This is a genomic window from Siminovitchia fordii DSM 16014 = CIP 108821, from assembly GCF_000374565.1.
GTDB classification, from domain to species: domain Bacteria; phylum Bacillota; class Bacilli; order Bacillales; family Bacillaceae_C; genus Siminovitchia; species Siminovitchia fordii.
Genome location: NZ_KB894695.1, coordinates 85,881 through 99,617, shown reverse-complemented (window position 1 = coordinate 99,617; position 13,737 = coordinate 85,881). Strand labels below are relative to the sequence as shown.

The following is a 13,737-nucleotide window of genomic DNA, read 5'->3' as shown; positions in this document are numbered from 1 at the left end:
AATCCCCCCTAATACTCAATCCGTGGATCAAAAATGGCATATAAAATATCCGCCAATAAGTTTCCGATCACTACAAATACAGCTGTCAAGACTGTCACTGCCATGATAACAGGATAATCACGAGTAAAAGCGGATTCAATAAACAATCTCCCGATGCCCGGCCAGCTGAAAACCGTTTCGGTGATGGCCGCTCCTGCGATAAAATTCGGGAGCATCAGTCCGAACATAGTGATAATGGGAATCAGCCCGTTGCGTAGTCCGTGCTTTAACACGACTGTTTGCTCTTTAAATCCTTTCGATTTGGCCGTCCGGATATAATCTTGCTGCAAGACATCCATCATACTGGAACGTGTGTAGCGGGTCAAAGCAGCCATATCTGCTGCAGCCAGAACAAAGGCAGGCAAAATCAGATGGTGGAGCCTGTCCCATATGCTGAAAGGGGCGTTAAGCGTTGCGACCCCGCCTGTAGGAAACCACCCAAGTTGTACACCGAAAAAAATAATCAGCATGATTCCAAGCCAGAAATTTGGTGTGGCTACTCCAAGAAAAGAACCCACTGTGACTGTATAGTCCAGCTTCGTATAAGGTCTCATAGCGGAAAAAATACCGAGTGGCACGGCAATGAGGAATGCTAATATTGTGGAGGTTACCATAAGCAACAGGGTGTTTGGAAGCCTGTTTAAAATCATTTCACTAACTGGCATACCTCTACGAATCAGAGACGTACCGAAGTCCCCCTTAACCATATTTCCCAGCCATTTTCCATATTGAACATAGACAGGGTCATTCAAACCGTATTTTTCTTCAAGTTTTGCCTTGTCCTCCGGCTTACCGTTTGGATCCATCAACAAAGATGTCGGTCCTCCGGGAGCGGCTTTGATAATTGCAAATGATAGAATAGTGATCCCGAGCAATAAAGGTATGGCCATGAGGACCCGTCGAATAATATATGAAATCATTCGCTATGCTCCTTCCGCTGTCTAATCATACAAAGATAGGGAAATGGGCATCCATTTCCCATATCTTTGAGCAGGTTATTATTTGTTCAGCCACCATTGGTGAGGCTTGTAAATCCTATTTTTTGCGTGGAATTCGTAGCCTTCCAATTCAGCAGGCATAGCACGGAATTCAGTCGGATAATAAAGGTAAGTGTACGGCTGCTCTTCTGCAAGCTTAGCCTGAATGTCACCGAGTTGTTTTTTCCGTTTTTCCTGGTCTAATTCTTGAAGCTGTTCATCCATCAATTGATCAAGTTCTGGATTCGAATAGCCTGTAAAGTTGAGCCCCTTCTCAATTTCTTTCGTGTGGTAAATCGCGCTTGGATCTGGATCTGTAGCAAGTGACCAGCCAAGAACGATTGCGTCAAAATTCCAGACGCCCGGATCAATATCCGCAATCAGTGAGCTGAACTCCACAACCTTCGGCTTCGCTTCAATGCCCACTTCCTTCAACTGCTCCTGCAATAATACAACAATATCTTCTCTTTCTTTATTCCCTTGGTTTGTTTTCACTTCGAATGAGAATCTCTTGCCGTCTTTTTCAAGAATGCCATCACTTCCTGGCTTCCAACCAGCATCCGCAAGCATTTTCTTCGCTTTTTCCGGATCATAGTCAAAATGCGGCACATCCTCATTATATGCCCAGCTCAATGGGCTTTCTGGAACATGGGCCACTTCCCCGTGGCCTTCCACGATTTCATTTACGATTGTCTCTCGGTCAATCGCATGGGTGATCGCTTGCCGTACTTCCTTCTCTTTAAACAAATCATTTCTCAAGTTGGGAGCGAAGAAATTATATTGAAGGGCCAATCCTTCTTCCACTTTGATGCCGATATCATCCTGGAACGATTTGACCGTTTCAATGTCTGAAGGTGGAACTCCGTCCCAAAAGTCAATGTCGCGGTTTTGGAGCTGTGTTAGCATCGCATTGGCATCAGGGACAAATTTCAATGTAATGGAATCCAAATGCGGGCGGCCCTGGTAGTAGTCATCGAAAGCTTCGACTTTCAAATATTCTCCGTCTTTCCATTCTACAAATTTGAATGGCCCCGAACCGATCGGATTTTTTGTGTTGAATTCATGGTCACCAAGTTCAGCTACTGGGACGTCTTTCAAAATATGTTCCGGTAAAATTTTAAAGCTCAGGCCGACCGCATGGAATTGCGCGTCGACTTTTTTCATGTGGAATTTAACCGTTAAGTCGTCAACTTTTTCAACACTTTCCAATGCTTCGAAATTAGACTTTCGAGGTCCGTCATAATCTTCATGCAGTGGTATATTGTATGTGAAAACAACGTCATCGGCAGTCAAATCTTCCCCGTCGTGGAACTTGACGCCTTCTTTCAACTTGACCGTATACGTCAACCCATCCTCGGATTCTTCGACGCTTTCGGCCAGCTCATCTGTATTGGGAGTGAAGTCTTCTTTGTTTGAGCCGACAAGGCCCTCGAAAATCAAATCTTCGACATCTCCGCTCACATTATCATCCGAATACAGCGAGTTAAAGAGAGTGGGTGACCCGGAATATCCCATGACGAGGTCACCGCCGTCTACAGGTTCTTTATTCTCGGCCGTTTTATCATCTTCCGCTGATTTGTCTCCATCCGTAGATGTTTTACCACCGCCGCTGCATGCAGCTAGAAACAATGATAGAACAAGCATCATACACAATATTAGCCAAGCCGGTTTTCTCATTGTCATGCCCCCTTTTAAATATATTTTGGTATTCAAATGAACAGGAGATCACTCTATCATGAATCACCCCTTTCAAAGCGTTGGAGATTGCCGTCACTCATATAAATGGCAAGCAACAAAATGTTCCTTTTTCATCTCTTTGAATTCGGGTGTGATTTTCCGGCATACATCCATCACCGCCGGACAGCGGGTGTGGAATACACAGCCGGAAGGAGGATTGGCTGGGCTTGGCAAATCTCCCTTTAAAACGATCCTTTCCCGCTTCTCTACTCCACGTTTTCTAGGGATAGGAACAGCAGATAGCAGGGCCTGAGTATAAGGATGAAGCGGGTTCTCATATAAATCTTTTTTTCTTGCAAATTCCATGATTTTTCCAAGATACATAACCGCTACCCGATCACTTATGTGGCGGACAACACTCAGATCATGAGATATAAAAATATAAGTAAGACCGAACTCTTCCTGCAAATTTTCCATTAAATTGATGATCTGTGCCTGAATGGATACATCCAATGCAGATACAGCTTCGTCCGCAATGATCAGCTCCGGATTAAGGGCAAGGGCGCGGGCGATCCCGATCCGCTGGCGCTGTCCGCCGGAAAACTCATGCGGATACCGGTTAATAAAGGAAGGGTTGAATCCAACCTTTTGCAACAGATCAGATATTTTTTCCTCACGGCCTTTCCGGTCATATAATTTATGGGTGATCAGCGGCTCGCTTAAAATCGATTTTAGCGTTTTCCGCGGGTTTATTGAAGCGTATGGATCTTGAAAAATCATTTGAATATTTTTTCTGACCGTGCGGCCCAGGGTACTTTCCGGCAGATGGGAAATGTCCATACCTTTAAAGAGGATTTTTCCTGCTGTAGGTTCATATAACCGGATGAATGTCCGCCCTGCTGTCGACTTACCGCAGCCCGATTCACCGACAATCCCTAATGTTTCCCCTTTTTTTACAAAGAGGGAAATGCCATCGACTGCCTTGATTTGCCCAGTGGTCCTTTGAAAGACACCTGATTTGATTGGAAAGTGTTTGGCTAAGCCAATAGCTTCCAGCATGTATTCCGTTTCTTTTTTATTCAGCTGCTTCTGCTTTTTAAAGCTTGTCGTCATGATGTAGCCTCCTCTTCTTCGTATAAAAAGCAGCGCACGGACCGTAAGTTTCCGACTTTCATCAAGTCGGGGACTTCCTGGAGGCAACGGTCATACGCATGCGGGCAACGGGAGGCAAATCGGCACCCTTTTGGATAATGATCAGGGGAGGGGACGTTTCCTTGTATAGGCACAAGTTTTTCGTCATCGTCATCAATGGATGGGATTGACTTCATCAGGCCGACAGTATATGGATGCAAAGGTTCATTGAACAAGTCATCCACCAAAGCCTCCTCAACAACTTGTCCACAGTACATGACGAGCACCTTGTCGGCTATTTCCGAAACTATACCAAGGTCATGGGTGATTAAAAGAATGGAGGTATGAAACTGTTTGCTCAGATCTTTCATCAAGTCGAGAATTTGAGCTTGGATGGTCACATCCAATGCGGTTGTAGGTTCATCGGCAATAAGCAACTTCGGATTGCAGCTCATGGCAATGGCAATCATGACGCGCTGCCTCATTCCGCCCGAAAGCCTGTGTGGATATTCATCAAGCATTTCTTTTGCACGTGAAAAGCCCACCATTTTCAAAAGGTCAATGGCTTTTTTGTCGGCTTCCCTTTTGGAGAGTTTTTTGTGGTAAACCAACACTTCCGTAATTTGCTCCCCAATCGTCAGAACGGGGTTTAATGACGTCATCGGCTCCTGAAAAATCATAGATATATCATTTCCTCGAATACGGTACATTTCATTTTCTGGAAGCGCTACCAAGTCAGCTCCATTAAAAAATATTTGGCCGTCTACAATTTCACCTGGAGGGCTTGGAACTAATTTCATAATGGAAAGGGAAGTGATGCTTTTTCCTGATCCGGACTCTCCGACTAGCGCAACGGTTTCTCCTTTATTAATCTTGATGTCCACTCCGTCCACTGCCGGGATTACTTTTTTATTCGTAAAGAAATGAGTTTTTAGATTTCTTACATCAAGTAATGCTGTCATTTTAAAAATCACCGTCCTTGGGTACATGGTTGCAGTGGAAAAAATTTTCGGTATTCAGGTAATTATAACTATAAGAAGAAACTAATAATACTATATCAAGCTTTCTATTTGAGTACATGAGCCATATGGTCTATTCATAGGACTGTTGAAGGATGTCATCATGAATTTGAACTTGCGTTCATCCGTCATAGTAAAATATGCTTTTTAAAGCAAAATTATGATGGTTTCTAAATTCTACTGTATTTTCCCTAAGTATATATAGTACCCATAAAAAGAGCTAGATCCTTTTTCTGTTTAACACCATTCAAACAAAATATTGAAGAGCGGGAAAATGAATATCTATGATACTGATCCGTCATTAAACGCTCTTAATTGTCAACATCAAGAACTACACTATTGTCGCCCAAATACCGTTGTTAAACATTGCTGAGCAAAACAAAAATGAATCATGCTATAATCATCTCAAGAAAAATGACATTAAGAGGGATGCTTTAAATGGAGTGGAAATTAAAAACATTTAATGAATTGACAACCAATGAACTTTATAGCATATTGCGGGAGCGTGTGGATGTTTTTGTTGTGGAACAACAATGTGCATACAGGGAGCTTGATGATTTTGATCAGGTTTCATACCATTTATATGCCTGTAATGAAAATGAGATTCTGGCTTATGCGCGGATATTACCATCTGGAACAGCTCATGAGGAACTATCGATAGGAAGAGTATTGGTGAAGGAATCATATAGAGGACGTGGACTGGCCACTGAATTGATGACAAGGGCTCTTGAGTTTATTCGTGAAGAGTTGAAAGAAAAGTCCGTCAAGCTGCAAGCTCAGGAATATTTGCTTCCTTTTTATGGTTCTCTCGGATTTACAACGATTTCGGAAGTATATTTGGATGAGGGGATCCCGCATGCGGATATGCTGTTGAGAATGGAATAGGTATATAAAGACACCGCTCCTATATTTGGAGCGGTCTTTGATTCTCTTGACAAAAATGATTTGTTTATAAATTCGCCCAGTTTCGCAGGGGGAAGAGGTCCTAGCCATCGAACGCAAGGATTAAACCAAACGCTGCTTGAGGCAACTATGTCTTATTCAGTAGCGTCTATCTTTATATATTTTGCCGAAGCCACTCCATGACAGTCTATAACGCATCCTCTTAAAGCCAAAATTCCGTTGCTCTTCCCTGAAAAATCGCTTTATTCCAGGGCTCGTCAAGGGGTTTGGGCAGGACCTTGTAGCTTTTGATTACCCTGTTTTTTTTCTTCCGGTAACTAAATTGATGATAAAAATGATGACAGCTGCAACAAGTAGAATGTGAATGAGTGCGCCGCCGACTTTAACTATTAGGCCAAGAATCCATAAGACAAGCAAGATTCCAATGATTGTCCAAAGCATCGGTTTCACTTCCCTTCGTGGTAAAGCTCGCTTGTCTTATGTTTACCCGGTGACAGGGAATTAAAACCATTCGCATTTTGGTAAAAGAAGGATGTGGCTGGTAAGTTTTGCATAAGCGGGAAAGGAAAAATAAAGGGACCATACGTAATTCCTTTTTATATGGGAAAAACATAAATCCCTCATTACCGGAGGATTGGTCCATCATTCACCTCAAGATAACTACGATTTTGAAACAAATATATAGATAAATCCCTGTATATTCTCAGCTCGCAAAAGAGTTGGATCATTTATTTTAAAAGGCAATGGACCAAAGAGGATGGCAGTTTACTGCCGATTTTAAATAGATATAAGTCCGTTTGCCTTTTGCAAAAGATATTCAACTTCATATTTTTTTAAATGGGAATAAATCTGCCACATTAAACAAAAATAAGAGCAGACAAATGGAGGTGAAAAAAATGCAATTGGCAGCACATGAATTTCGTGATCTGACTGAATTGATTGCAAGCTGTTATAATACGGTCACTTGTATGGGGGCGTTTATTAATCAAGCGCAAGATCCGGAATTGAAATCAATGCTTGAAAGGCATTACCCTAAACACATCGCAGACTACAATTTAAAGGTAGAGTTTGTCCAAAGTGCCTCTACTCCCGATATTACAAAATTCCAGCCGGATGATTTGGCTAGAAAATTGGATAATTACACGGCACCTCCGCAAGTAGTCAGCGCATCAGCCCCAAGAACGGACGCAACAACTCATACAGACCGAGAAATAGCCTTGGCTTATTTGCTCAATCAGAAGGCCGCGGCCAAAAATTATGCAAGCGCCGTACTGGAATGTTCAACTCCCGAGTTGAGGACATTCCTGGAGAATGCTTTTCTGAACAGCAGCAGACATTCATACGATGTATGGCAATATATGACTCAAAAAGGCTATTATCCGCTATCCCCGGCACCGCAGGATGATATCCAAATGGTGAGCAGCATGTATCAAATTGTACCGCAGCCTCCCCTATTCGGAGGACAGCAGGAGCAACCACCAACCTTTTTACAGTAATGGAAGGAGGCAGTCCGAGCGACTGCCTTTTTATTTGGGCAAACACGTTAAATGGGAGCAGTTTTTTGTCTTTATAAGAATTAGACAAAATTTGATCCTTTTTAAATCATCCATCATTCAGTATAATGTTAAGATGGTTACAGTGTGATTTTTTGTAAAGAGGAGATAATGGAATGACCTCACAGAGAAGACAAATCCCAAAAATTGATTACGGGATCATTTTAACGATAATGCTAATGATGATAGCGAGTTTGGTCATTATATTCAGTGCTCAGACAACAGGGCAATACAAAACAAACTTCGTCCTGCAGCAGGTCATGTGGTATACGATTGGCGGGATAGTGGCCGCTGTTGTCATGCAGTTTGACTCGGAACAGCTTAGGAAGATTTCCTGGTATTTATATGGTATAGGCCTTGTCATGCTTATCATTTTATTCCTTGCGCCTGAAAATATTGATTTTACAAGAAAGGTAAACGGCGCACAAAGCTGGTTTTTCATACCCGGCGCCGGTGCCATTCAGCCGTCAGAGTTCATGAAAGTATTTACCATTTTGGTATTGGCAAGAATTGCGACGGATCACCATGTGAAATTCATCCATAAAACGACAAAAACGGACTTTTGGCTTTTATTAAAGTTAGGGTTGGCAACAGCAGTTCCGGTAGCATTCATTTTAAAACAGCCTGACCTTGGAACATCACTGGTCTTTTTGGCCATCTTCCTTGGGATGGTTCTCGTATCCGGAATCACTTGGAAACTGCTTGTCCCAATCTTTACAGGTGTTTCCCTGCTTGGTGGAACGGTCCTCTATATAGCGATCAAAATGCCGCAGTATTTAAAGTTCCTTGGCGTAAAGCAGTATCAGTTCAAACGGATTTATTCATGGCTTGACCCATACACGTATCAGTCGAATGAAGGGTTCCAGCTTGTAAAATCGCTTTTAGCGATCGGTTCGGGAATGACGAGCGGAAAAGGTTTTGGAAACAGGGAAGTATACATGCCGGAAAGCCATTCCGACTTTATTTTCAGTACACTCGGTGAAGAGTTCGGTTTTATCGGCGGAAGCATCATTATCAGTCTCTTTTTCCTTCTTATTTATCAGATTACAAGAGTTGGGCTGGATACTAAGAATCCATTCTATTCCTACATATGCGTGGGTGTGATCTCGATGATTGCCTTTCACGTTTTTCAGAACATTGGTATGACAATCGGACTTTTGCCGATTACAGGGATCCCGCTTCCATTCATCAGCTATGGTGGAAGCTCGCTGCTTTCGAATATGCTGGCAATCGGGATTATCATGTCAATACGCTACCATTTTAAAAAATATATGTTTTCATCGAATGATTAAAGAGGCGGTCCGCAATGCGGGCCGTCTTTATTTTTAAGACAATAATGCAAATGTGGATCGCGATGCAATTGTAAATCAGTATTTACAGCTCTTAATTCAAAAATAAATCAACTTTTTTCGACATATATCAACATAATGGTTGTTTAAGTGCTTTTCTAATTGGCATGTTATTTGCAACTATTGTTTTAAATTAAAAAAAGATTGACTGTGCAGTTAGGTGAGCGAACAGGTTTGTATCGTTTCATTTAAGGGGGAATCTATATGAATTGAACTCATTGATGTTGGATAATGGGATGGTGTGAGATTTCTACTAACCTTAAATAGGTTGTCGGATATCTTAATAAAATATCGCTCCTTTTAAAAAGGGTTACAAGAGAAATGACAGGCATTTTATGAAAGTGGATGAAAACGATGCCAAAATAAAACCAGAAAAATCATCCATCTTTGTTGAGAATAGGCGTTTACGAGAAGACGAAAAAACAGCAGTGTTACCATTGGCTTTTATTTATGAAATGATCACATTGATTACTAAAGAATGACCTTGAAAACGGTTAATAGGAATAATCTAAATATACATTTAAATGGGAATTTTAGATTCCGGAGGGGTAAAAATATGAAAACTTCTGAGTTCGATCAGGAATTTGTGGAAGAATTGGAAAAGAGAATTGAGATAATAAGACAAACCGACACACCTGATAAAAGGCTAAGACGGATTGACTATATTTTGGTATGGGTGTTTAGTATTTTATCCATTTTATTATTAATTTTCGGTAGGAGTTTATAAAGAATGACTAATCATGAAAGAGGTGTGTTATCTAATGGGAAAATCTAATGGACAAAGCGATCTATTGCCACTCCTTCCCAAAGAAAGGACCTGGGGAAGCTTTGATTTTTCAATGGTGAATATTGGACTGGCCATTGCGACATGGAGCTTTTTGATTGGGGGTACATTATCGCTATTCGTTGGTTTAAAAATGGGGTTCATTGCCACGTTAGCGGGAAACACCGTTTCCGTTCTTCTTGTGGCTTTATCAAACGCGATTCCATCAAGCAGGTTTGGGATTGACCAGTACGTATTTTTACGAAGTATATTTGGAAAAAAAGGCACCAAGATTCCTGTGATTTTAATGGTAATTGTAGAATTTGGATGGGTGGCAACATTGGCCGTAATGTTCGGGAAAGCAAGCAGTAATGTTTATGGAGCAGTAACGAATACGCCACCTGTCTCTAACAAAGTTGTTATCGTTTTCTCGCTATTGGCTATATTGATAAGCTGGTTAATTGTTTCAAAGGGTTCCAACTCCATCAATTGGTTAAACCGGATTGTAGCCCCTTTGTTGGTAACCATGTTAATCGTTATGTTTTACATGCTGTCTCAGAAATACAGCTTTGGTGAAATGTTAGCATTGGAACCAACATCACCTTTTCCAAACGATTTACACAACTATATCGTTGCATTTGAGCTTGGTCTCGGTTCAGGGTTTTCCTGGTGGCCCATCATGGGGGGGTTGGCACGTTTAACAAAATCAGAGCGGGCTTCCTTATGGCCAAATATGATTGGAATTAATATTTGCGCCGTTTTAGGCACAATGATTGGACTTTTGGCTGGGCTTGCTGTCGGGGATAGTGATCCAACTGCATGGATGATTCCGATAGGTGGACCGATACTAGGTTTGATTGCTTTGGTCTTTATTGCATTTGCAAATGTTACCTCCATGACATCTCTTGTCTACTCTACTTGTTTAGCTTTAAAACAGATAAAGTTTTTTAGAGTCATGGATTGGAAAAGACTAACATTTATATTTTTAGCCTGTACAGCTGTATTTGCCTTCTTCCCTGACGCGATATATGGGAACTTTAGCCTGTTTTTAGCAGCGTGTGGAACAGTGTTCGGGCCGCTATCGGCTATCATGTTTGTGGACTACTATATCTTACGCAAACAGAAAATAAATATGAGAGCCCTCTATTTAGATACATCTGGAAGGCCATATGACTTTGTTGGTGGATACAATATAACCCCAATCATATCGGTAGCTGTCTCGGTATTCGTATACTTTTTAATACTCGATCCAATCAGTTTTGAAGGTTCAATCTTCTTCGATTACGCTTCTGCTACATTGCCAGCAATGCTTTTGGCGGGCATCCTATATTACGTGATCACAAAGCTTTTTGTTATTCCGAAAGGAATGGGTGGTTATGATATACCTGAAAAAAGGGAGAAAGGCGAAAGAAGTGCATAAGGTTAAAAATCGAGGTTTAAAGAGATTTTACTGTTGAGCTTATATAACAATTATTAACGATATTAAAAGGAGTTACAAAATGGGGAAGGCAATATTTGGGGGAAAAGATAAAATTACTGTAGCAATAGCCCAGGTTTCACCTGTTTTTTTGGATAAAAAAAGGACAATTGAAAAGGCAATAGATTACATTCATAAGGCAGGCAAAGAAGGAGCAGACCTTATTGTTTTCCCGGAATCTTTTATTCCGGCATTTCCATACTGGCAACAGGGATATAACGATCCGTCTACTGATTGGTTTGATGTCCATGTGAAGTTTCAAGAGGAGTCAGTTGTTGTTGGGACGGAAGATACCGCTTTATTGGGAGAGGCAGCCCGTCAAGCAAATATTCATCTTAACATGGGGTGTACGGAGCTGGATGATGCTGTGGGTTCCCGTACACTTTACAATACGATGCTGTATTTTGATAAAAAAGGGAGTTTATATGGAAGGCATAGAAAAGTAGTTCCAACCAACCAAGAAAGATGTTTTCACGGCATGGGAGGAGGCGGAGACAATCTCAAAGTATACGATACGGATATTGGACGTATTGGCGGTTTAGTTTGCTGGGAAAACCATATGATATTGATTAGGGCACTAATGGCCTTGCAGGGAGAAGAAATTCACATTGCTAATTGGCCGGGTACATGGAGCGGACTCCCAACAGATGAAATGACTTATGTAGATCAAGAATCAAAAAATCCTCAGTCTTATAATACTAGCGATATTGAACCGGCGATCAGAGCCCACGCATTTGAAGCGCAAACTTTTGTCATTAGTGCGTGTGGTTACCAGCCGGCTGATGAAGTACCGGATGACTTCCCTTATAAAGAAAAAACCAACTGGGATTGGGCCAATGGCGGCAGTTCGATCGTTGATCCGTTTGGTTGCTACATCGTTGAACCGGTTTATGATAAAGAAGCCCTTATCGTTGCAGAATTAGATGGAACAATGATAAAAGCTGCAAAAAATGGCTTTGATCTTTTAGGGCATTATTCACGCCCTGATTTGGTACAACTTGCTTATAACAATACTGAATACAGACATTTGGTAGACACGATTAAGACAACGAGGGCAACGGACGATGAAGGAACATTGCAAGAAATAAAGGCCCACTTATTGGAAATTACAAGTAAATTACGCAATGAGAGGTAATTAACTTACCATCTTTTTCATGGCTGATATCCTTTATATTGGATTTGGGCAGGAACCACCTTGCCGCCATTATAAAGGATTCTTTTTTATGATTTAGTTTGAATTGGAATGCCTTTGATGTAAAAGTAGGTAACATACTTTGACAAAGACTCAGGTAAAAAATATGTCGAAGAGAGGGGGGGCATACCAATGAAAAACATGCCCAAGAATCATAAAACGTTAAATGATTCATATATTACCGTGTTTCCAGAAGGTGTCGATCGGTTTGTCTTTGGACAATTTTCGCTGCAAGGAAAGAACCTCGAATTAGAAGGTGTTGATCTTAAGAGTGTTCAAGAAGTATTTAAAGGAAAGTACGGACCTTCTCATATAGATATAGCCTGGCATACCCAATCAAATAATTACACAAACATTCTCTTCTTGGTGTATTGGTTACATGTGGAAGATTATATTCAATGGAAGGACTCCCTAATAGTGAAAAAATGGATAGAGGAAGATGGATATAAACAATGTAGCTCCCGCGTTACCGGCTTTTGGTATGAAATGCTAAAGATCCCTGTAGAATATTTTGAATCTAGTCATTCCGGAAATAGTGGGAAGGAAGGGGTATCTAACTTTTTAAAGATGCAACTATCTGAAGTACATGAGTATTGGGGCGCTATGCGCGACCGAATTCCAGCATCGGCGTATGATCAGCTTCTTTCCCAAGAAATAAACAAACAGAAAAAAATATACGGAGATGAAACAAGCTCTAAGAAATTGTCTATAACTGTTCCGGACTATATTTGTTTTATCAGAACCGTGCAAAACTTATCCAACGTTTCAGAAGAAGAGAGGCAAATTTATGCGGAAGTAATGGAGCCTGTATTAGATACCGGAATAAAGTTTCTCTCTGACATACTAGATTCGTGTATTGACATTAAAAAAGTAACTGAAATGAGCCCAAACAAAGATGAATTGCAAATCACCTCTGTTCTCGCGTATTTTAAATCCCTATCAGCTCTTGAAAAATGGGCTGCTTCCCATCCAACTCATCTTTCTATATACGGTACTTATTTTAAAATCTTAAAAATGCAAGAAGGGAAATCAGATATCAGCCTGTGGCATGAAGTGAGTGTTCTGAAAAGTGAAGATGTCGAAACTTATTATTGTTATTGTCAGCCTGACACAGGACTACTGTCTTCATTTACCCATAAAAAATTATAGAATGAGTTAATTTTATTACATCGGCTTATATTGAAGAGGAAGAGAGCACTTAGTTGATTGTAGTGGAAGGCGGCGACTCCCCGAAAATGCTTCGCATTTCCTTCGTGGGATGCTTATTCGAAGAAGCTTTTTCCGGGTCTTGCGGGAATAACGTGAACCTTGAGACCCCGCAAGGGAGAAGCGCCACACCCACGGAAAGCGTCCGCCTGTAACGGAAATCAACGGTTTGTAACAGTCATGTTGTATGTAGGTATATTTATCATCATCTATAGAGTTAAAAAGGGACTGTCCAGTGTGGAATCTTCTTTGGGCCGTTGTACGGGTTCCTCGTGGATTATTTATTCTGCATAGTAGGCGACTTGATATTCGCAGCCTTTATTTAACATATTCCGGAAAACCTTATTACTATTGGCTATGTTTTAATTAGCCGGTAATTGCAGCCCTTGTAATTGCAATGGCACTGGTTTTTCATTTTAAATCCAATTACATTTGAAGATTCCGCTGTTTT

The 13,737-nt window shown here is 41.1% G+C and carries 13 protein-coding genes; 8 read left to right on the top strand and 5 right to left on the bottom strand.

What is annotated here, in order from left to right; translation table 11 throughout:
- Window positions 1-8 precede the first annotated feature (8 nt).
- The 4 genes from C509_RS0114960 to C509_RS0114945 form a co-directional block, all read right to left on the bottom strand.
- The gene (locus tag C509_RS0114960; protein ID WP_018707739.1) at window positions 9-959 is read right to left on the bottom strand and encodes an ABC transporter permease; all 951 of its coding nucleotides are present in this window, start codon (window positions 957-959) and stop codon (window positions 9-11) included.
- A gap of 78 nt (window positions 960-1,037) precedes the next feature.
- On the bottom strand, window positions 1,038-2,699 hold the full coding sequence (locus tag C509_RS0114955; protein WP_026319884.1) for a peptide-binding protein: 1,662 nt from the start codon (window positions 2,697-2,699) through the stop codon (window positions 1,038-1,040).
- 87 nt (window positions 2,700-2,786) lie between these two features.
- Entirely contained in the window at window positions 2,787-3,806 is a 1,020-nt protein-coding gene (locus C509_RS0114950; protein WP_018707737.1) for an ABC transporter ATP-binding protein, read from the bottom strand.
- Window positions 3,803-4,786 (bottom strand): ABC transporter ATP-binding protein, encoded by a 984-nt coding sequence (locus C509_RS0114945; RefSeq protein WP_018707736.1) that lies wholly within the window; start codon window positions 4,784-4,786, stop codon window positions 3,803-3,805. Before C509_RS0114945 ends, C509_RS0114950 begins: the two co-directional genes overlap by 4 nt.
- Window positions 4,787-5,281: 495 nt before the next feature.
- Between C509_RS0114945 and C509_RS0114940 the strand changes: the two genes are divergently transcribed.
- A complete protein-coding gene (locus C509_RS0114940; protein WP_018707735.1) occupies window positions 5,282-5,728 on the top strand; it encodes a GNAT family N-acetyltransferase in 447 nt (148 codons plus the stop codon).
- Between the two features lie 309 nt (window positions 5,729-6,037).
- Here the strand turns inward: C509_RS0114940 and C509_RS26180 are convergent, their stop codons facing one another.
- Window positions 6,038-6,187: a lmo0937 family membrane protein gene (locus C509_RS26180; protein WP_018707734.1), complete on the bottom strand. Its 150-nt coding sequence runs from the start codon at window positions 6,185-6,187 to the stop codon at window positions 6,038-6,040.
- Between the two features lie 455 nt (window positions 6,188-6,642).
- Here C509_RS26180 and C509_RS0114930 point away from each other — a divergent pair, with 455 nt between their 5' ends.
- From C509_RS0114930 to C509_RS0114900, 7 genes are all read left to right on the top strand, one after another.
- A complete protein-coding gene (locus C509_RS0114930; protein WP_018707733.1) occupies window positions 6,643-7,242 on the top strand; it encodes a spore coat protein in 600 nt (199 codons plus the stop codon).
- A gap of 173 nt (window positions 7,243-7,415) precedes the next feature.
- Entirely contained in the window at window positions 7,416-8,591 is a 1,176-nt protein-coding gene (locus tag C509_RS0114925) for an FtsW/RodA/SpoVE family cell cycle protein (RefSeq protein WP_018707732.1), read from the top strand.
- Window positions 8,592-8,983: 392 nt separating this feature from the next.
- Window positions 8,984-9,130 (top strand): hypothetical protein, encoded by a 147-nt coding sequence (locus tag C509_RS26175; protein WP_018707731.1) that lies wholly within the window; start codon window positions 8,984-8,986, stop codon window positions 9,128-9,130.
- Between the two features lie 74 nt (window positions 9,131-9,204).
- Window positions 9,205-9,375: a hypothetical protein gene (locus C509_RS26170; RefSeq protein WP_018707730.1), complete on the top strand. Its 171-nt coding sequence runs from the start codon at window positions 9,205-9,207 to the stop codon at window positions 9,373-9,375.
- Between the two features lie 34 nt (window positions 9,376-9,409).
- Window positions 9,410-10,831, top strand: coding sequence for a purine-cytosine permease family protein (locus tag C509_RS24045; protein ID WP_018707729.1), 1,422 nt, complete (start codon window positions 9,410-9,412; stop codon window positions 10,829-10,831).
- A gap of 79 nt (window positions 10,832-10,910) precedes the next feature.
- Entirely contained in the window at window positions 10,911-12,023 is a 1,113-nt protein-coding gene (locus tag C509_RS24040) for a carbon-nitrogen hydrolase family protein (RefSeq protein ID WP_018707728.1), read from the top strand.
- A gap of 189 nt (window positions 12,024-12,212) precedes the next feature.
- Entirely contained in the window at window positions 12,213-13,229 is a 1,017-nt protein-coding gene (locus C509_RS0114900; RefSeq protein WP_018707727.1) for a phenylacetaldoxime dehydratase family protein, read from the top strand.
- Window positions 13,230-13,737 lie beyond the last annotated feature (508 nt).